Raw genomic sequence first — 18,789 nt, forward strand, 5'->3', positions numbered from 1 at the left:
CGTCCAACGCCGCGCCAAGACCAACCACGTCTACCTCTCCCGCCGGAAGATCAGCGATCCGAAGCGGGCAAACCCAGATGAGTCAACGACTCAAACCAAGCGGGCATCTTGACATGAGGCAACAGGATCGCGGGCGGTCCGCACCGGGCGGGGGCCCGCGACGGTCCCGATCGCGGGCGGCGGGGGCCGGTGCATTAATCTGTCAGACCTTGACACTTAGTTGGATCTCGGAAGGACCCCCATGCGCCGCATCCTGGCCGCCGGCCTCCTGGCCACCCTCGCCGTGAGCGCCTGCAGCGCCCCGTCGACCACCACCCCCTCGGAGTCGGGCGCCACGGACGCGACCGACCGCACCTACGACGTCTCGGGCGTCGAGAAGGTCGACGAGATCGCCGCGCTCCTGCCGCAGGAGATCGCCGACGACGGCATGCTGACCATCGGCGCGGCCACCGACTACGCCCCGGCCGAGTTCCGCGCCGACGACCTCACCACCGCCATCGGCTACGACGTGGACCTGGGCAAGGCGATCGGCAAGGTGCTCGGCGTGGAGACCGAGGTCGTCGACGGCGAGTTCGCGTCCCTGCTGCCCGGCATCGGGTCGAAGTACGACATCGGCATCTCATCGTTCACCATCACCGACGAGCGCACCGCCAACTACACGATGATCTCCTACATCACGGTGGGCTCGAGCTTCGCCGTGAAGAAGGGCAACCCGGAGGGCTTCGATCCGGAGAGCCTGTGCGGCGAGACCATCGGCGTGCAGACGGGCACCTGGCAGGAGGAGGAGCTCGCCGCGTTCACCGCCGAGTGCACCGACGCCGGCGAGGAGCCCATCGAGGTGCTCCCCTACGCGAAGCAGTCCGACGTCACCACGAACCTCGTCGGCGGCAAGGTCAAGGCCTTCTACGCCGACTCGACGGTGGCCTCCTACTCCGTCGCCCTCACCAACGACCAGCTCGAGGTCGTCGGCGGCGTCCGCGACGCCGCCCCGCAGGGCATCGTCGTCGCCCAGGACGACGCCGAGCTGGCCGAGGCGATCCAGCGGGCCGTCCAGCAGCTCATGGACGACGGCACGTGGGCCGCGATCCTCGACAGCTGGGGCGTGTCCGAGGCCGGCCTCGAGACCGCCGAGCTGTTCCCGCAGGCCTGATGATGCGTCAGCCGACGCCGGAGCTGATCCGCGCCCGCCCCGTCCCCAGGCCCAGCCTGTGGCTCTGGGCGGGCATCGTCCTCGTGCTGGTGGCCATGCTCGTGCACGGCCTGCTGACCAACCCCAACTATCGCTGGGACGTCGTCGCGCAGCACCTGCTCGATCCGCGGATCATCTCCGGTCTCGGCTGGACGCTCCTGCTCACCGTCGGGGCCATGGCGCTGGGGATCACGCTGGCCGTGACCACCGCCATCATGCGGATGGGCACCAACCCCATCCTGCGCGGCGTCGCGTGGGCCTACATCTGGTTCTTCCGCGGCACCCCCGTCTACACCCAGCTGGTGTTCTGGGGGCTGCTGCCGGTCCTCTACCCGCGCCTCAGCCTGGGGATCCCGTTCGGCCCTGAATGGCTGGAGTTCTCGACGCAGGACGTCATCAACGCCGGCGTGGCGGCGGTGCTGGGCCTGGGGCTCAACGAGGGCGCCTACCTATCCGAGATCGTCCGCTCCGGGCTCAACTCGGTGGACAAGGGCCAGTGGGAGGCGGCCACTGCCCTGGGCATGCGCCGCGGCACGACGCTGCGCCGCATCGTGATCCCGCAGGCGATGCGGGTCATCGTGCCGCCCACGGGCAACGAGACCATCTCCATGCTCAAGACGACGTCGCTGGTGCTCGCCGTGCCGTTCAGCCTGGAGCTGACGTTCGTGACCAACGCCATCGGTAACAAGAACTTCCTCCCCGTTCCGCTGCTCATCGTCGCCGCCATCTACTACCTGGTCGTCACCAGCATCCTCATGGTCGGGCAGCACCATCTCGAGGCCTACTACGGTCGCGGATTCGACACCGACCAGACCACCGGCGGCGGGGGGCGTCCCCCGAAGGGGATGTCCAAGCGCCAGCAAGCGATCCTGGCGGCCGGGACCGTGCACGCCGACCCCAACCTGGAGGTGACCCCGTGACGGCGATGGTCCAGGCCAAAGGCGTCCACAAGTTCTTCGGTGACCTCCACGTCCTCAAGGGCGTGGACCTCACCGTCGGGCGCGGGGAGGTCTGCGTCATCCTCGGCCCCTCGGGGTCGGGGAAGTCGACGCTGATCCGATGCATCAACGAGCTGGAGCAGATCAGCGCCGGCCGCATGTTCGTCGACGGGGAGCTGATGGGGCTGCGCGAGGTCGGCGGACGGCTCCACCGGCTGAACGACCAGGAGATCGCCCGGCAGCGGGCCAAGATCGGCATGGTGTTCCAGCGCTTCAACCTCTTCCCGCACATGACGGCCCTGGAGAACGTCATGGAGGCGCCGCGCCAGGTGCGGCGGGTGCCGAGGGCGGACGCCGAGCGCGTCGCCCGCGACCAGCTGGCCCGCGTGGGGCTCTCCGACCGGGCCGACCACTACCCCGCGCAGCTGTCGGGCGGGCAGCAGCAGCGCGTCGCCATCGCGCGCGCGCTCGCCATGGAACCCGAGCTGATGCTGTTCGACGAGCCCACCTCGGCGCTCGACCCAGAACTCGTCGGCGAGGTGCTGGGCGTCATGCAGGAGCTCGCCGCCAGCGGCATGACGATGATCGTCGTCACGCACGAGGTGGGGTTCGCGCGTGAGGTCGCGGACCAGGTGGTGTTCATGGACGACGGGGTCGTCGTCGAACGGGGCACGCCCGGCAAGGTCATCGACGCGCCGCAACAGCAGCGGACCCGGGACTTCTTCGCCAAGGTCCTCTGACCTCACCAGACACGAACGCCGGCCGTCCCTCCTCGAGGGGCGGCCGGCGTCGTCGATGGACCCGTCAGCGACCGGGTGGGACGCAGTCGGCACCGGTCACGCCGACCCGGCCCGGCGCGTCCGGGCGTCCGCCGGGCTGTCCCGCATGGTCGGGCCTGCCCTGGTCGGCGGGGCGACCGACGGCACACCCGGCGGGCCCGGTGACCGACTCGGCGGCCACGAGGCGCACCACGCCCCACCGTTCCGTGCTCTGGTAGCCCAGGCCGGTCGGGTCGGCCCAGGTCACGACCCCGGACCGCACGCCGTCGGCGGCGTCGTTGACCTGCACGTCGAAGCCGTGCACCGTCCCGGCGCCCCAAAGGTCGCCGAGCTCGATGGCCACCTCGACGACGTAGCCCGTCTCCGTCCGCGCCGTCGCGCTCGTCACCCGGGCCCGCTGCAGCGCCTCATCCCCCGCGCCGAAGGACAGCTCGTTGTCCGCGTTGACGCGGATCTGCATGTCACCGGAGCGGTAGGAGCCCGCCTTGGCGTTGCCCAAGTCCACGAAGAACTCCACGGAGTCCTGCTCCCAGGGATTGGACGCCGTCAGGTCCACGACCGGGTCGGTGACCTCGGCCAGGACGAACAGGCTCGTGCCGTGCCAGGCGGTGCGGACGCTCGCCGTCGCCGCCCCCTCGACGCCCTGGACATAGGTGTCGGTCACGACCGACTGCGCGGCCTCCCAGCCGGCGTCGACGAGGCCGTCCACCATCGGCGCCACGGCCGCCGCAACGGCGTCGGTGACCGACAGCTCCTCGACCAGGCGCATGGCGCCGAGACCGTCGCTGGGGTTCCACTCCGCACTCTGCCCGCCCGCGACGACCGTGACGTCGAGCTCCACGGTCTGCCCCTCGCCGAACTGGCCCGGCACGGTGACCAGCGCCGCCGTCGCCGTGGCGCCCTCGGTGGCCGGGGTGACACTGACGGACTCAGCGCCGACGGTGAGCCGGATCTCGTCGTAGCCACCCGCTGCCGTCACGTAGGTGGTGATCCCGGACTCGGTCCACCGGGCCTGGAAGCCCCCGAGCGTGCCGATGTCGCGGAGGGGAAGGTCCCCCCACGCCGGGTCGGACACACCGCCGGTGATCTCTCCCCGGAAGACCACGCCGCGCTTGGCGATGGGGGCGAGCTCGTCCGAGCCCACGATGCCGTAGTAGGCGGGCTTGGGCTGCAGGCCGGCGTCGAAGATGAGCGGGGACTGCTCGGTCAGCCAGCTGCGGTCGTCGGTCAGGCCCCAGACCGTCACGGAGAACAGCTCGTCCGCCCGCGCCCGGAAGAGGTCGAACGCCGCCCGGTAGTAGTGGCCCTGCTCGATCAGGAGCGCGTCGTCGGCGGTTCCGCCGACGGTGACGTCCAGCTCGCTCACCACCTGGGTCAGGGGCAGGTCCGCGAAGCGGTCGAGGGCCGCGGCCAGCGAGGCGACGGGGGTCGCGAGGCTGACGTGGAACTGGTGGCCCACCCCGTCGATCGGGACGCCGCGGTCGAGGAGGCCCTCGATGACCTGCCGGTACCTATCCTGCTTGCCGGCGTGCTCCGTGTTGTAGTCGTTGATGAACAACGCGACGGGGCGGTCCGCGCCCGGGTCGGCGAGACGCTCGTTGAAGGCTGCGTCGGCGTACCGGAAGGCCAGGTCGATGAACTCGGCGCCCAGGATGCGGTACCACTCGGAGCGGCGCAGGCCGTCGGCCTGCTGGTCGTCGGAGACCACCTCGTTGACGACGTCCCAGGCGACGATGGGGTTGCCAGCCGACCCGAACGGCCCGTAGGCGTCCGCGAGGTGCTCGGCCACGCCGTCGATGTGGGCCTTGAGCCGATCGCGCAGGAGCTGCTTGTGCTCCTCGCTCGTGGTCAGCGGCGCCCCCGCCTCATCGGTGAAGAACCATGCCGGGGTCTGGCTGTGCCACGCCAGCGTGTGGCCGTAGACGCGCAGGTCGTTGGCCACGGCGAAGTCCATGAGGATGCCCACCTGAGGGTCCGCCCGGAAGGTGCGGTCGGCGTCGTACCAGGCCTCGGGCTTCATGTGATTCTCGGGCGTGATCTGGTCGAAGTGCGTGGTGAGGAGGTCCGCCGCCGCGCCGCTCGTCTCGCGCTGGTCGATGGCGACGCCGACCGGCACGTCGAGGGTGTCGCGGATGGGTGTGAGGGGCTCCGCTGTTGAGCCGTCACCCACCATGGGCAGGGTGAACTGCCAGGTGCCGGCGTAGTCCGGCAGGACCCGCCGGACCGCCTCCACGACCGCGTCGCGGGTGCCGCCGCCGTCGTGCGCGAGCACGACCGCCCCGGGCTGGATCGCGGCCCGCAGGTTGGCCTCGAACGTGTCGGCGTCCTGCTGGGCGTTGTCCCAGTCGTAGATGAGGTTGCCCAGGCCGAGGGGCTGCATCCCGAGGTCGGCCGCGACCCTCGCCACCAGGTCGTCGGTGCCCCACGACCCGTTCGGGGCGCGGAAGTACGGGACGGGGTGGGCGGGATCGCCGAGTGCCTCGCGGATGATGCGCAGGTTCTCGGTCATGTCGGCGCGGAGCTGTTCCTCCGTCATGGACCCCATGTCGGCATAGGACGTGGAGTGGTTGCACAGGGCGTGCCCGCGGTCCACGATGTCGCGCAGGATGCGTGCCCCGTCGTCGGTGGCCACGTTCTGGCCGATGACGCAGAACGTCGCGACCGCACCGTTGGCGTCGAGCACGTCGAGCAGCGCCTCCGTCTCCCCCGGGTTCGGCCCGTCGTCGAAGGTCAGCGCGACGACGTCGCCCTCCCCCTGCGCCCGGGCGAGCGGCGTGCGGGTCGGGACCCCGACCCCGCCGCCGGTCTCGCCGGCCCGGGTGATCCGGACGTTGTCGACGTAGTAGCTGTAGGCACCTGCGAGGTCGCCGGTCCCGATGTAGACCTTGCCCTCGTCGGCGCCGGCGGTGTCGGGCACCGTCCACGACCCGGCGATGGTGGTCCAGGCCTCGTCGGTGACGGTGGTGTTGCCGATCCAGGAGTAGCTGGGGAAGCCGACCAGTCGGGCCTGGACGTCGGGGACGCCCTCGGCGAGCCGGATGTCGACGGAGAAGGCGTAGGTCTCACCCGGCGCCAGGGTCCCCGGCGCCGTCTGGACGCCGTGGAAGTCGGCGGCGCGGTTGCTGACCCGCAGCGCCTTGCCCCCGTCGAGGTCGACGACCGCGAGGTCGGCGTCGGTGAGGCCGCTGGGCACCAGCGGGGCGTACGAGCCGTTCACGAAGTCGACGCTGAGGACGGTCTCCTCGGCGGACGCCGTGGGCGCCAGCAGCGCGGCCCCACCCAGGAGCGCCGCTGCCGCGGCCGTGGCGAGGCCCCGACGGGCCAGATGTCGTCGTGTCATGTCCATCGCCCCCGTCACCGGCGCGGCGAGGTGCCGGGGGTGGCGGCCTCGAGCTGCTGGACCAGCGCGTCGTAGGCGGGCTTGGTCTCGAAGTCCTCGAACATGACGGTGGCCGCGCCGCTCCCGCTGAAGAACACCGGGACCCACGAGTACTGGTCGTTGAAGCCCCACAGCGTGAAGGACTTGCATCCGGCCACGTCCAGGCACGCCTGCAGGGTCTCGGTGTAGTAGGTCGCCTGCTGCGCGAGCTGCTCGTCGGTGGGACGTCCGTCCTCCGGCAGCGTCATCCGCACGTCCAGTTCGGTTATGGCGGTCTCGAGGCCGAGGTCGTCGAAGCGCTGCAGGTTGGCCGTCATGTCGCCCGGCAGCCCCCATCGCATGTCCCAGTGGGCCTGGGCCGAGAAGCCGTGGACCGGCACGCCGTCGGCCAGCAGGTCCTGGGCGAGCGAGTAGTACGCCGTGGACTTGGCGTTGATGCCCTCGACGCCGTAGTCGTTGAAGAACAGCTTCGCCTCGGGGTCGGCCTCGTGCGCCCAGCGGAACGCGTCGGCGATGATGCCGGGCCCCAGCTCGCGGATCCAGATGTTCTCCGTGGTGCGGAGGTTCCCCCGACCGTCGAAGATCTCGTTGGCGACATCCCACTGGTAGATCTGACCCCGGTACCGGCCGACGACCGTCTGGATGTGGTCCTTGAGGATCGCGCGGAGCTCGTCGGCGGTGAACTCGCCCTGCTCGAGCCACTGCGGGTTCTGGCTGTGCCACAGCAGCGTGTGTCCGCGGACCTCCTGCTTGTTGGCGCGGGCGAAGGCGACGATGTCGTCGGTGGGGCCGAAGTTGTACTCGCCCTGGGCCGGGTGGACGAACTCCCACTTGAGCTGGTTCTCGGGTGTGACCGAGCTGAACTCGCCGGCGAGGACCGTGCGGTACTCGGGGCTGGCGTAGAACGGGTTGTCGTAGTCCATGGTCTCGTGGTGGCCGCCGCCGGCGACGGCGGTGCCGATGAGCAGGTCGCGCGGCGCTTCGCCCCGGAGCGTGTCCTGGCGGGTCGAGCCGTAAGTGACCTCCTGCCCGGGGGCGGCGCAGGCCGGGGAGGCGAGCAGCCCGCCGGCGATGGCGGTGCAGGCGACCGCGGCCGCGGCCATGCGGAAGACGCGAGTAGTCGACATTGGCTTACTCCTCTTTCTGTTCGACTTTCGAACAAATCGCACCGTAAGCGAGGCAAAGAGGGGTGTCAACGGGTTTCGTGAAGTTTAGTTGCGGTTATGAACTATCGGTTAGCCGATCTCCAACAACGCTTGGGGGATCTCCGCGGGGAGTTCACCGGCGAGATAGCCGGTCGGTCCGAACCGGGACGCGAGCCGGCCGCCCACCGTGCCGTGCAGATAGGCGGCCCACACCGCGGCCTGGGCCGGATGGGCGCCGCGCGCGCAGAGCCCGACCGTGATGCCCGCCTTCACGTCGCCGGAGCCCGCGACGCCGAGGCCCGGGTTGCCCTCGTCGCTGCGCCAGAGGTCACCATCGGGGGTCCCGACAAACGTGCTGGCGGCCCCGGAGCTGACGACGGCCCCGGTCGCGGCGGCGAGGCGCAGGACGGCGCCCGCCTGGTCGGCGCGCACCCGGTCCTCGTCCTCCCCTAGGGTCAGGGCGAGCTCCCGGAGGTTCGGCGAGAGGATCAGCGATTCGAACGACCTGCCGCGATCGAGGTCCTCCGTCAGCCAGGCCATGGCCAGCGCGTCGAGCACGACGGTCCCACGGAGCTGTCCCGCGACGGCGCCCAGCAGACCCGTCGCCGCGGCGACGTCGAGCATCCCGGGACCGACCAACACCGCGTCCGCCTCCGGTGCGTAGTCGCCGACCGCGACCGCCGCCACCGGAGTGAGATCGCCCGCCGTCGTGCACGCGGCGCCACGCACGAGCGACTCCGGCATACCGACGGCCATCGCCACGGCCACCGGCTCCGGGACCACGAGTTGGGTCTTGCCTGCCCCGGCCCGCATGGCGGCTCGGGCCGCCAGCACCATGCCGCCGGGGTTGGGCACGCTTCCGCCGATGAGGAGGGCCCGTCCGCGGGCCTCCTTGTTGCCCTCCGGAGACGGCAGGGGCCAGTCCCGCAGCACCGCCGTCGTGACGACGGTCGCGGAGTCGGCCGCGCTCATCCCGCGCCCCCCGTCCCCTCCCCGGTGTGGGCGGGCTCGCGGGTCACTTCGGCGGCGCCCTGGATGCCGCTGACGTCGTCGCGCGCCACGAGGCGCAACGCCCCGTCCTGGTCGCGGTAGCGCGTCATGGAGCAGTTCGCGATCGGCTCCGACTTCTGCAGGGCCAGCACCGACGCCGCGTCGAGACCCTCGAGCACATAGCGGAACGCGAGGATCACCGCCTCGTGGCTGAACACCCAGACCCGCTCGCCGGCGTAGCGCGCCTGCAGTTCGACCAGCAGGCTGCGCACCCGCAGCACCACGTCCGCCCAGGACTCGCCGCCCGGCGGCCGGTAGTAGAACTTGCCCAGCCGCGCACGCCGCTCCGACTCCCCCGGGTGCTCGGCCTGGATGCCGTACCACGTCATGCCGTCGAAGATGCCGAGCTCCCGCTCACGCACGCGCTCGTCCAACAGGACCTCGACCCCGACGGCGGCCAAAGCGGAGGCCGCGGTGTCGCGGGCCCGCCGGTAGGGCGACGAGACCACCACCGTGGGCCGCCGGTGGTCCGCCAACCCCGCTACGTGGTCGCCGAGAGCGGCGGCCTGCCGCTCACCCTCCGGCGAGAGGCCGACCTGCTCGTCGCTGTCAGCCAGATCGAGGCGGTGCGCCTTGGCGGCCAGCGCCTCCCGGTCCGCGACATTGCCCAGGCTCTCCGCATGCCGCACCAGGACCAGCTCGAGCGGACCGGTGGCGTCACTGCCCGTGGCGACCGTGCTCATGGACGTCTCCTCTCGTCATCGGACCACCCTAGGCGGTGGGCACGCGCGCCGTGGCGCTGTCGGGCTCACTCGGGGCGCCAGGTGAAGCGTGGGGGCCGCCGCTCTCGGAAGGCGGCGACGCCCTCCACCAGGTCGGGCGAGGCGTTGGCGCGCTGCACCCAGGAGATCGCGGACTCGGCGTCCAGGTCGTGCGCGACCAGCGCGTCGACGATCTCCTTCGACGCGCGCAGGGTCAGCTGGGAGAGGGCGGCCATGCGCTCGGCCATGGCCAGGGCCTCGTCGAGGGCGCTCCCCTCGTCGACGACCCGGTTGACGAGCCCCACGCGCAGGGCGCGCTGGGCGTCGAGCCGGACGGCGGTGAAGAGCATCTCCTTCGTCACGGCGGGCCCCATCAGGTGGATCATGCGCTGAGTCGCCGACACGGGGTAGACGATGCCGAGCGTCGCGGGCGGCACGGAGAAGGTGGCGGACGCACCGGCGACGCGGACGTCGCAGGCCACCGCCAGCTCCAGGCCTCCACCGATGCACGGGCCCTCGATCGCGGCGATGACGGGCTTGGGGCTGCGGGCGAGCGCGTGTTCGGCGTTGACGGGCCCCTCCGCGTGGTGCAGTTCGTCGAGGCTGTGGATGTCCGAGCCGGCACAGAAGACCCCGTCGGCGCCCGTGAGGATCACGGCGGTCACCTCGGGCTCGGCGTCGAGGCTCCGCAGGTACGCGGGAATCTGCCGCCACATCGGATCGGTCATGGCGTTGCGCTTGCCGGGGTTGTCGAGGGTCAGGATCGCGGTGGTGCCGCGGCGGGTGAGGGCGACGGTGGCCATGCTCCCATCCTCGCACCGACGGCGGGCGCCGGGAACGACGACGGGGCGGGCACCCGCAGGTGCCCGCCCCGTCGGACGGTATGAACCGGGCTGTCAGGCCTCGGCCGGCTTGGTCACGGTGACGTCCACGAGCACGCTGGGGCTCATGGTGGCCGAGACCGCGATCTTGCGCAGGTACCGGCCCTTGGAGGCCGACGGCTTGAGACGCAGGATCTCCTCGAGCACCGCGAAGTAGTTGTCGGTGAGCTGCTGCTCGCCGAACGACGCCTTGCCGATGATGAACTGCAGGTTGGCGTGCCGGTCGACGCGGAACTCGATCTTGCCGCCCTTGATGTCGGACACGGCCTTCGCCACATCCATCGTCACGGTGCCGGTCTTCGGGTTCGGCATCAGGCCACGCGGGCCGAGGACACGGCCGAGGCGGCCGACCTTGCCCATGAGGTCGGGGGTGGCCACGACGGCGTCGAAGTCCAGGTAGCCGCCGGCCACCTTCTCGATCAGCTCATCGGTGCCGACCTCGTCGGCGCCCGCGGCGCGGGCCGCCTCCGCCTTGTCGCCACCGGCGAAGACGAGGACCCGTGCCGTCTTGCCAGTGCCGTGGGGGAGGTTGACCGTGCCACGGACCATCTGGTCCGCCTTACGGGGGTCGACGCCCAGACGGACGGCGACGTCGATGGTCTCGTCGAACTTCGCCGACGCCATCTCCTTGATGAGGCGGAGCGCCTCTTCGGGGCTGTATGCCTGCGACTCGTCGCGCTGGTCGGCGGCGCCGCGGTAGGCCTTGCTGTGCTTCATGCTGGTTCCTTCGTGTTAGCCGGCCTCGTGGGCCGGTCCACCAGTGTCTGGTGTGGGGAGCACTCCCCTGCCAGGTGTGTGCGGTGTGGTCAGTCGACCGTGACGCCCATCGAGCGCGCGGTGCCCTCGATGATCTTCATGGCGGCCTCGACGTCGTTGGCGTTGAGGTCAGGCAGCTTGGTCGTGGCGATCTCGCGGACCTGATCCTTGGTCAGCTTGCCGACCTTGGTCTTCAGCGGGTTCGCGGAGCCGCTCTGCAGGCCCGCGGCCTTCTTGATGAGCTCGGCTGCCGGCGGTGTCTTCGTGATGAAGGTGAACGTCCGGTCCTCGTAGATCGTGATCTCGACGGGGATGACGTTGCCGCGCTGGGACTCCGTCGCGGCGTTGTACGCCTTGACGAACTCCATGATGTTGACGCCGTGCGGGCCGAGGGCGGTACCGACCGGCGGGGCAGGCGTCGCGGAGCCTGCGTTCAGTGCGACCTTGACGAGGGCCGCGACCTTCTTCTTGGGAGGCATGGATGGGTCCTTTACCTGTTGGATGGAAACGCCCGCGTGCGGGCGCAACGCACTATCTTAGACGACCTTCTCGACTTGCTTGAACTCGAGATCGACGGGGGTCTCCCGACCGAGGATCTCGACCAGGGCGATGAGCCGCCGCGTGTTGGGGTTGAGCTCGGTGATCGTCGCGTGGACGCCGGTGAACGGGCCATCGATGATCATGACCGAGTCGCCGACTTCGAAGTCCACGACCTCGACCTTCTTGCGGCGCGCCGCCGCGGCGCCGGCCTGGGCCTGGTTCACCTTGGCGATGACCGACGGGGTCAGCATCTTGAGGACCTCGTCGACCGAGAGCGCCACCGGCTGCTGCCCGTGGCCGACGAAGCCGGTGACCGACGGGGTCTGGCGCACGACGCTCCACGAGTCGTCGGTGAGCTCCATCCGCACCAGCACGTAGCCGGGCAGCACGCAGCGCGTCACCGTCTTGCGCGCGTTGTTGCGGATCTCGACGACCTCCTCGGTGGGGACGACCGTCTCGAAGATGTAGTCCTCCATGTTGAGGGTCTGCGCGCGGGAGTCCACGTTCTGCTTGACGCGGTTCTCCATGCCGGAGTACGTGTGGATGACGTACCACTCGCCGTACTTCGACTCGAGCTCCGCGCGCAGCTCGGCCAGGGCCGCGTCCACGGCGTCGTCCTGCTCGGAGGCCGACTCGTCGGCCTCGGGCTCCTCCTCGGCCAGCAGCACCGGGGCGTCGGCGTCGGTCTCGTCCTCGCCCAGGTCGCCGAGGTCGATCTCGACGTCGTCGGAGGCGGACTCCTCGAGGGAACCCAGGTCGATCTCGAATTCGATGTCGTTGTTCTCAGAGTCGGTCATGCGTTGCTCCCGAAGAGTTGCAGAAGGGCCCAGCCGAAGCCGAGGTCGAGCAGGCCCACGATGAGGATCATGATGAGCACGAAGACGAGGACGGCGCCGAACATGACCACGAGCTGGGGCCAGGTGGGCCAGACGACCTTCTTCAGCTCGCCCGCGGACTGGCGCACGAACTCGGCCGGGTTGTGGGCGCGGTAGTGGTCCTCGTCCTCCGCGAGGGCGGCGCTGCGCCGGCGGGTGGGGGCGCCCTTGCGGACCGGGGCCTTGGCGGTGCGGCGCGTGATGGGCGCAACGGCGCCGGCCTCGACCGAGTCGGGCTCGGTCTGGGTGGTGTCGAACTCGGCGTCCACCGACTCGTCCGGCACGGACGGGTGGTCCACGGCTTCGTCAGAGGCGACCGCGTCAGCCGGCTCGGCGTCGCGCGACTTGTCGCTCACGGAAGAACTTCCCTTCGCTCGACAAACAAAATGCCTCACCACACCAGGGGTGTGGCAGGCGTGCGAGGCGACCGGAAGTGACGGCCACCTAGCAGGGCAGGAGGGACTCGAACCCCCAACCTGCGGTTTTGGAGACCGCTGCTCTGCCAGTTGAGCTACTACCCTTCACCGGACCCACCGACCGTGGTCCACACGCGTTTTGAGCGCGCTTCGACCTTGGCAACTGCGTACCGGTAGCCGCAACTATAGGCGCTTTCCGACAAGGATGCGAACTGGCGGCTAGGCCAGCGAGGCCAGCCAGGCGCGGTGCAGGTCCGCGTAGCGACCCTCCCCCGCCACGAGATCCGCGGGCCTTCCGTCCTCCACGACCCGGCCGTGTTGCAGCACGAGGACGCGGTCCGCGATCTCGACGGTGGACAGGCGGTGGGCGATGATGACCGCCGTCCGGTCCGCCAGGATCGTCGACAGCGCGCGCTGCACCACCCGCTCGGTGGGCACGTCCAGCGACGAGGTGGCCTCGTCCAGGATGAGGACGCGGGGGTCGGCCAGCACCACACGCGCGAAGGCGACCAGCTGCCGCTGGCCCGCCGACAGCCGCGACCCGCGCTTGCCGGTGTCGGTGTCGTAGCCGGCGGGCATGGCGTCGATGAACGGATGCGCCCCCACCGCGCGAGCGGCGGCGATGACCTCCTCCCGCGACGCCTCGGGGCGCCCGAAGGCGATGTTGTCCGCGATCGAGCCGGCGAAGATGAAGTTCTCCTGCGTCAGGAGCGTCACGTGCCGCCGCAGGGTCGCGTCGTCGAGGTCGCGCAGGTCCACGCCGTCGAGCCGGACCGATCCCTCCTGCGGGTCGTAGAAGCGGGCGATCAGCTTGGCGATCGTGGTCTTGCCCGCCCCCGTCGTCCCCACCAGGGCGACGGTCTGCCCGGCCGGGATCCGCAGGTCCAGGCCGGGCAGGACGGGGGTGTCGGGCACGTACTCGAACGCGACGCCGTCGAAGGTCACCTCGCCACGCGCCGCGGGCAGCGGCACCGGCTGCTCGGGGTCCCGGACGTCCGGCTCCTCGTCCATGACGCTGGCCACCTTCTCGAGCGCGGTCAGCGCCGACTGCAGCGACGAGATGAACTGCCCGATGTCCTGCATCGGGTCGAAGAACATGCGCACGTACAACACGAACGCGGCCAGCGTGCCGACCGTGAGTTCACCCGACAGTGCCATGAACCCGCCCGCGGTGACGACCACGACGATGCCCAGATGCCCCACGAACTGGATGCCGGGCATGGCCCGCGCGAACACGCGCAGGGCGGTGGTGTTGGCGTCGCGGTACTGCAGCGCCACGCCCTCGTAGATGTCGCGGGACCGGGGCTCGCGGCGGAACGCCTGCACGGCCTTGATGCCGGTCATAGTCTCGATGAACTGCACGATGACGATGGCCGACAGCGTGCGGACGTGCCGGAACGCGCGGGTCGAGGCGCCGGCGAACCACCGCATCAGCAGCCACAGCAGCGGATACGTCGCGAAGGCCACGAGCGCGAGCCGCCAGTCGAGCAGCAGCAGGATGATCGTCGACCCGACGATGGTCAGCAGCGCGGCGACGACGACGTCGAGGCCCTGGAGCACCAGCTCCTGCACCGCCTCCACGTCGCTGGTCATGCGCGACACCGCCCGCCCGGAGGTGTAGCGGTCGTGGAAGCGCACGCTGAGCCGCTGGAACTGACGGTACAAGCGGCGCCGCAACGTCAGGAGGAGGTCGTTGCCGATGATCCCGGAACGGCGCAGGAAGAACGCGCGGCCGGCGACCTGCACGGTGATCGCCGCCACCATCACGCCGAGGAGCGTGACCAGGGTTGTCGCGTCGCCACCGGTGAGGGCCGGGATGCCGTCGTCGAGCACGCGCTGCACGAGCACGGGGATCGCCAGCCGCGCCAGCGACTCGAGCACGACGACGACGATGAGGACCATGCCCCAGCGGTGGTAGGGGCGCACCAGCTCGGCAAGGAGCCGGCGGCTGGCGGGCCGCAGGCCGACGGTGGAGTCGGTCTCCTCCGTGATCTCCTGCTTGACGCCCCGCCAGTCCTCGAGGGCGGTGTCCTGCTGGTCGCTCAACGCGCTGCCTCCTCGGCCAGTTCGGGTTCGATGCTGTAGTCCGCCGACAGCAGCTCGCGGTATTCCGGGACCGTGGCCAGCAGCTCCTGGTGCGTCCCGACGTGGGCGATGCGCCCCTCGACGAGCATGGCGACGCGGTCGGCGAGCAGCACCGTCGACGCACGGTGGGCCACCACGAGGCCCGTGACGCCGACGAGGGTGGACTTCAGCGCCGCCTCGACCTCCGCCTCGGTGTGGATGTCCAGCGCGCTGAGGGTGTCGTCGAGGACGAGGATCCGCGGGCGGACGAGGATGGCGCGCGCCAGCGCCAGGCGCTGCCGCTGGCCGCCGGAGAGGCTGAGGCCCTGCTCGCCCAGGCGGGTGTCGAGGCCCCACGGGAGGTCGTAGACGAACTCCGCCGATGCCACTCGCAGCGCGTCGGCGACGTCCTCGTCGGTCGCCTCGGGCCGGCCGAGGGTGAGGTTCTCCCGCGCGGACATCGAGAACAGGATCGGGTCCTCGAACGCCGTCGCGACGAGGGAGCGCAGCTGCCGGAGATCGAGGTCGCGCACGTCCACCCCGTCGATGAGGACGGCGCCGCCGGTCACGTCCTGCAGCCGGGGGATCAGCGACACGATGGTGGACTTGCCGGACCCCGTGCCGCCCACGAGGGCGACGGTCTCGCCCGGGGCGATGTCGAGGGTGACGTCGGTCAGCGTCGGGGTCGCGGCGTCGTCGAAGCGGAAGCTGACTCCCCGCAGGCTCACGGCGCCGCGGGGGTCGTCGATCCGCTTCGTGCCCGACACGACCGCCAGCGGCGCGTCGAACACCTCGCACACGCGGTCGGCGGCCGTCTGCGCCTCGCGCATGAAGCTCAGGAGGAACCCCAGCGAGCCGACGGGCCAGGCGAGCGACAGCAGCAGTGTGACGAAGGAGACGACCTGGCCCAGCGTGAGGAGCCCGTCGGCGGCCGCCACGGCCGCACCACCGAGGACCACGACGAGCAGCGCCGACGGGAACGCCTCCAGCAGCGTCCACAGCACCGCCGCGAGCCGCATCCGCTGCACGCCGGAGTCGCGCAGGTCCATGGCCCGGCGGTCGAAGGCGCGGAACGCGTGGGGCACGCGACCGAACGAGCGGATGACCCGCACGCCGTGGAGCGCCTCCTCCGCCGTGGACGCGACGTCCCCGGTGCGGTCCTGCACGTCGCGGGAGACGATCCCGAAGCGGCGCACGAGATAGGTCGTCACCGCCACCACCGGGATCACCGCGACCAGCACGGAGACACCGAGCTGCCAGTGCATCGCCACCATGATCGACACGACCACGACGATCTGGATGGTGTTCATGATGAGCATGAGCAGCCCGAACGACATGAACCGCCGCAGCAGGCCCAGGTCGCTCATGATGCGCGACAGCAGCTGGCCGGACTCCCACCGCTTGTGGAACCCGAGCGGCAGCGCCTGGAGCTGGTCGAACAGGTCGAGCCGGATGTCCGCCTCGAGGGCGGACGTGGCCCGCGTCATCATCCAGCGGCGCAGCAGGTTGATGGCGGCGTCGACGGCGCCCGCCAGCAGGATGAGCAGCGCGAACAGCGCCACTCCCCCGGCGTCACGCTCCGCGATGGGCCCGTCGACTATGCGCCCCAGCAACAGCGGGATGAGCACCGCCATGGCGACGCCGATGGGCGCCAGCACGAGGGCCAGCGTGAACTGCCGCCAGTAGGGGCGCAGGTAGGGCAGCAGCCGGACGAGGCTGGAGCGCCGAGGGGAGGGGGCGAGCACACTGTGGCTGGGGGGTCCGGGCACCCGGACAGGCTACTCCGGCCTCCGGACCGGGTCGAACCGCTTAGACTGGCTGGTCATGACGTCGGCCCTGCTCAGCGCCCTGCTCGAAGGCATCGACCGCGCCCTGCCCGACGCGGCGGCGCTGCGCCGCGCGATCCACGCGGAGCCGCACCTCAGCGGCGAGGAGGAGCCCACTCGCGACGCGTTCGAGCGGTCCACGGAGTGGCTGCGCTGGTCCCCCGTCGCGCACAGCGGCGCCTGGGCCCGGCTCGGTCCGACCGGGCCCGCCGTGGGGCTCCGCGCCGAGCTCGATGCGCTGCCCGTCACGGAGGTCACCGGCATCGAATGGGCGTCGCGGCGCCCCGGCATCATGCACGCCTGCGGGCACGACGTGCACCTGGGCGCACTGTGGGCGGTCCTGGCCGCGGCCCGGGACCTCGAGCTCCCGGTGGGACTCGTGCCGATCCTGCAGCCGCGCGAGGAGGTCAGCCCGTCGGGCGCCGGCGACGTCGTGGCCTCGGGTCTCCTGGACGACCAGGAGGTCGAGGCCATGATTGGGGTCCACGTGCAGCCGGGCGTCGAGCGCGGCGTCGTCTCGACCGGCGCGGGGGCCGTCAACGCGGCCTTCGACGAGTTCGAGATCATCGTGCGCGGCCGGCCCGGGCACGGCGCCTACCCGCACGTGGCCATCGACCCCATCCTCGCCCTGGCCGACATCGTCACCGCCGTCGCGGCGCTGCCGAGCCGCATCATCGACCCCACGCACGCCACCGTCGTCTCGGTGGGACAGATCTCGGGCGGCACGGCGCCCAACATCATCGCCGACGAGGCACGCTGCCGCGGCACGCTGCGCACGTTCTCCGACGCCGACCGCGACCTCCTGCACGAGGCGGTGGCCAGGACGGCGGAGTCGATCGCCCTGGGCCGGGGCGCCGCGGCGACGGTCCGCTTCATCCACGGTGGCCCCGCGCTGGTCAACGACCCCGGCCTGGTGCGGCGCCTGGACGCCCTGCTGACCGGCTCCGGCGTCACCGTGGCGGAGAGCCCCTTCCGGTCGTGCGGCTCCGACGACTTCGGTGAGTACGGCCTGGCGACGGCGTCGGTGATGTCGTTCGTCGGGACCGGCCGGGTGGACGGAATCGGCCTGCACCACGGCGCGTTCCTGCCCGGCCGCGAGGCCCTCCGGCTGGCCGCCCACGCCTTCGCGGCGGGCTATGTCGCGGCCGCGGAGTCCGTCCTGGCCCAGGGCTGAGGCGCCGTCAAAGACTGGCGCCGACGAGGTTGACCTCGGGGACCAGCCGGATGCCGAAGCGTGCCTCCACGCCGTCGCGCACCTCGCGGGCCAGTGCCACCAGGTCCGCCGCGGTGGCGTCGCCCCGGTTGGTGAGCGCCAGAACGTGCTTGGTCGACAGGGCGGCGCGCGCGGTGCCGTGGCCCTTGGCGAACCCGGCGTGCTGGATGAGCCACGCGGCGCTGGTCTTGACGGTGCCGCCCTCGGCGGAGAACCGCGGGGCCTCCACCGGGAGGCGCTCGGCCTCCTCAGGGGTCAGCACAGGGTTGGTGAAGAACGAGCCGGCGCTCCAGGTGTCGTGGTCGGCGTCGTCGAGGACCATGCCTTTGGCGCGGCGGATGGCCAGCACCGCGGCGCGCACGTCGGCCGCCGGGACGCGCCGACCCACGTCCGTGCCCAGGTGAGCGGCCAGTTCGGGATACGCGATCGGCTGCCCCAACGACCCCAGGGGGAACTGGAAGCCGACCTCGAGGACCACGTAACGGCCGGGCTCGCGCTTGAACCGCGACGTCCGGTAGCCGAAGCCGCAGTCGGACGCGGCGAACGTGCGCTGCGCGCCGGCCACCCGGTCCCAGGTCCGCACGGACGTGACCGTCCGCGACACGTCCGAGCCGTACGCGCCGACGTTCTGGATGGGCGTGGCGCCCACGCTGCCCGGGATCCCGGAGAGCATCTCGACGCCGCTCCATTCCTGCGTCACCGCGTGGGCGACGACGTCGTCCCACGTCTCCCCCGCAGCGACCCGCACCGCGGCGCCGCCGCACGTGGAGACATCCGCGTCGAGCCCCGTCGTGGCGACCCGGACGACGGTGCCGGGGAAGCCCTCGTCGGCCACCAGGAGGTTGGAGCCGCCGCCGAGCACGAGCACCGGCTCGCCGCGGGCGTCACAGTCGGACACGACGTCGATGAGGTCGCGTTCGGTCGTGGCGACCTCGAAGCGGCGGGCCGGACCGCCCACGCGCAGCGTCGTGTGGTCCGCGAGCCGCGACGAGCGGGCGACCTCCGGCGCGGGCGTGGCCACCGACAGGCGGTCGATC

Annotated in this window: 16 protein-coding genes and 1 tRNA gene; 4 read left to right on the forward strand and 13 right to left on the reverse strand. The window is 71.2% G+C overall.

Annotated elements, in window-relative coordinates; genetic code table 11:
• Positions 1–241 precede the first annotated feature (241 nt).
• From BCR15_RS12680 to BCR15_RS12690, 3 genes are all read left to right on the forward strand, one after another.
• Positions 242–1,150, forward strand: a complete 909-nt coding sequence (locus tag BCR15_RS12680; RefSeq protein ID WP_068752593.1) for an ABC transporter substrate-binding protein — start codon at positions 242–244, stop codon at positions 1,148–1,150.
• Between the two features lie 215 nt (positions 1,151–1,365).
• Complete coding sequence (locus BCR15_RS12685; protein ID WP_228383493.1) at positions 1,366–2,109, forward strand: amino acid ABC transporter permease; 744 nt, start codon at positions 1,366–1,368, stop codon at positions 2,107–2,109.
• A 5-nt stretch (positions 2,110–2,114) separates the two neighbouring features.
• Positions 2,115–2,867, forward strand: coding sequence for an amino acid ABC transporter ATP-binding protein (locus BCR15_RS12690; RefSeq protein WP_068752733.1), 753 nt, complete (start codon positions 2,115–2,117; stop codon positions 2,865–2,867).
• A 64-nt stretch (positions 2,868–2,931) separates the two neighbouring features.
• Here BCR15_RS12690 and BCR15_RS12695 read toward each other — a convergent pair whose 3' ends face one another.
• The 12 genes from BCR15_RS12695 to BCR15_RS12750 form a co-directional block, all read right to left on the reverse strand.
• On the reverse strand, positions 2,932–6,246 hold the full coding sequence (locus tag BCR15_RS12695) for an endo-1,4-beta-xylanase (RefSeq protein ID WP_176715250.1): 3,315 nt from the start codon (positions 6,244–6,246) through the stop codon (positions 2,932–2,934).
• A gap of 14 nt (positions 6,247–6,260) precedes the next feature.
• The gene (locus BCR15_RS12700; RefSeq protein ID WP_068752595.1) at positions 6,261–7,412 is read right to left on the reverse strand and encodes an endo-1,4-beta-xylanase; all 1,152 of its coding nucleotides are present in this window, start codon (positions 7,410–7,412) and stop codon (positions 6,261–6,263) included.
• Between the two features lie 108 nt (positions 7,413–7,520).
• On the reverse strand, positions 7,521–8,402 hold the full coding sequence (locus tag BCR15_RS12705; protein ID WP_068752596.1) for an ADP-dependent NAD(P)H-hydrate dehydratase: 882 nt from the start codon (positions 8,400–8,402) through the stop codon (positions 7,521–7,523).
• On the reverse strand, positions 8,399–9,163 hold the full coding sequence (locus tag BCR15_RS12710; RefSeq protein ID WP_068752597.1) for a histidine phosphatase family protein: 765 nt from the start codon (positions 9,161–9,163) through the stop codon (positions 8,399–8,401). Before BCR15_RS12710 ends, BCR15_RS12705 begins: the two co-directional genes overlap by 4 nt.
• Before the next feature lie 65 nt (positions 9,164–9,228).
• Positions 9,229–9,984: an enoyl-CoA hydratase/isomerase family protein gene (locus tag BCR15_RS12715; protein ID WP_068752598.1), complete on the reverse strand. Its 756-nt coding sequence runs from the start codon at positions 9,982–9,984 to the stop codon at positions 9,229–9,231.
• Between the two features lie 93 nt (positions 9,985–10,077).
• Complete coding sequence (rplA, locus tag BCR15_RS12720) at positions 10,078–10,779, reverse strand: 50S ribosomal protein L1 (protein WP_068752599.1); 702 nt, start codon at positions 10,777–10,779, stop codon at positions 10,078–10,080.
• Positions 10,780–10,868: 89 nt separating this feature from the next.
• On the reverse strand, positions 10,869–11,297 hold the full coding sequence (gene rplK / locus BCR15_RS12725) for a 50S ribosomal protein L11 (RefSeq protein WP_068752600.1): 429 nt from the start codon (positions 11,295–11,297) through the stop codon (positions 10,869–10,871).
• A 57-nt stretch (positions 11,298–11,354) separates the two neighbouring features.
• Positions 11,355–12,155, reverse strand: coding sequence for a transcription termination/antitermination protein NusG (gene nusG, locus BCR15_RS12730; RefSeq protein WP_068752601.1), 801 nt, complete (start codon positions 12,153–12,155; stop codon positions 11,355–11,357).
• Positions 12,152–12,589, reverse strand: a complete 438-nt coding sequence (gene secE / locus BCR15_RS14460) for a preprotein translocase subunit SecE (RefSeq protein ID WP_176715251.1) — start codon at positions 12,587–12,589, stop codon at positions 12,152–12,154. The genes nusG and secE overlap by 4 nt, the downstream gene beginning before the upstream one ends.
• A gap of 92 nt (positions 12,590–12,681) precedes the next feature.
• Positions 12,682–12,754, reverse strand: a tRNA-Trp gene (locus BCR15_RS12740).
• Positions 12,755–12,868: 114 nt separating this feature from the next.
• Positions 12,869–14,695, reverse strand: coding sequence for an ABC transporter ATP-binding protein (locus BCR15_RS12745; RefSeq protein ID WP_068752602.1), 1,827 nt, complete (start codon positions 14,693–14,695; stop codon positions 12,869–12,871).
• Positions 14,692–16,482, reverse strand: a complete 1,791-nt coding sequence (locus BCR15_RS12750) for an ABC transporter ATP-binding protein (protein ID WP_078920169.1) — start codon at positions 16,480–16,482, stop codon at positions 14,692–14,694. The genes BCR15_RS12745 and BCR15_RS12750 overlap by 4 nt, the downstream gene beginning before the upstream one ends.
• 55 nt (positions 16,483–16,537) lie before the next feature.
• Here BCR15_RS12750 and BCR15_RS12755 point away from each other — a divergent pair, with 55 nt between their 5' ends.
• Complete coding sequence (locus BCR15_RS12755) at positions 16,538–17,713, forward strand: M20 metallopeptidase family protein (protein WP_068752604.1); 1,176 nt, start codon at positions 16,538–16,540, stop codon at positions 17,711–17,713.
• Positions 17,714–17,720: 7 nt separating this feature from the next.
• On the opposite strand, the gene BCR15_RS12760 is transcribed toward BCR15_RS12755, so the two are convergent.
• Positions 17,721–18,788, reverse strand: coding sequence for a UDP-N-acetylmuramate dehydrogenase (locus BCR15_RS12760; RefSeq protein WP_228383492.1), 1,068 nt, complete (start codon positions 18,786–18,788; stop codon positions 17,721–17,723).
• Between the last annotated feature and the right edge of the window lies 1 nt (position 18,789).

The sequence above is a fragment of the Tessaracoccus lapidicaptus genome, from assembly GCF_001693815.1.
Taxonomy (GTDB): Bacteria; Actinomycetota; Actinomycetes; order Propionibacteriales; family Propionibacteriaceae; genus Arachnia; species Arachnia lapidicapta.

Coding starts and splice junctions, on each gene's coding strand:
- BCR15_RS12680 (WP_068752593.1), top strand. CDS start 242: ATGCGCCGCATCCTGGCCGCCGGCCTCCTGGCCACCCTCGCCGTGAGC.
- BCR15_RS12685 (WP_228383493.1), top strand. CDS start 1,366: ATGGCGCTGGGGATCACGCTGGCCGTGACCACCGCCATCATGCGGATG.
- BCR15_RS12690 (WP_068752733.1), top strand. CDS start 2,115: ATGGTCCAGGCCAAAGGCGTCCACAAGTTCTTCGGTGACCTCCACGTC.
- BCR15_RS12695 (WP_176715250.1), bottom strand. CDS start 6,246: ATGACACGACGACATCTGGCCCGTCGGGGCCTCGCCACGGCCGCGGCA.
- BCR15_RS12700 (WP_068752595.1), bottom strand. CDS start 7,412: ATGTCGACTACTCGCGTCTTCCGCATGGCCGCGGCCGCGGTCGCCTGC.
- BCR15_RS12705 (WP_068752596.1), bottom strand. CDS start 8,402: ATGAGCGCGGCCGACTCCGCGACCGTCGTCACGACGGCGGTGCTGCGG.
- BCR15_RS12710 (WP_068752597.1), bottom strand. CDS start 9,163: ATGAGCACGGTCGCCACGGGCAGTGACGCCACCGGTCCGCTCGAGCTG.
- BCR15_RS12715 (WP_068752598.1), bottom strand. CDS start 9,984: ATGGCCACCGTCGCCCTCACCCGCCGCGGCACCACCGCGATCCTGACC.
- rplA (WP_068752599.1), bottom strand. CDS start 10,779: ATGAAGCACAGCAAGGCCTACCGCGGCGCCGCCGACCAGCGCGACGAG.
- rplK (WP_068752600.1), bottom strand. CDS start 11,297: ATGCCTCCCAAGAAGAAGGTCGCGGCCCTCGTCAAGGTCGCACTGAAC.
- nusG (WP_068752601.1), bottom strand. CDS start 12,155: ATGACCGACTCTGAGAACAACGACATCGAATTCGAGATCGACCTGGGT.
- BCR15_RS12755 (WP_068752604.1), top strand. CDS start 16,538: ATGACGTCGGCCCTGCTCAGCGCCCTGCTCGAAGGCATCGACCGCGCC.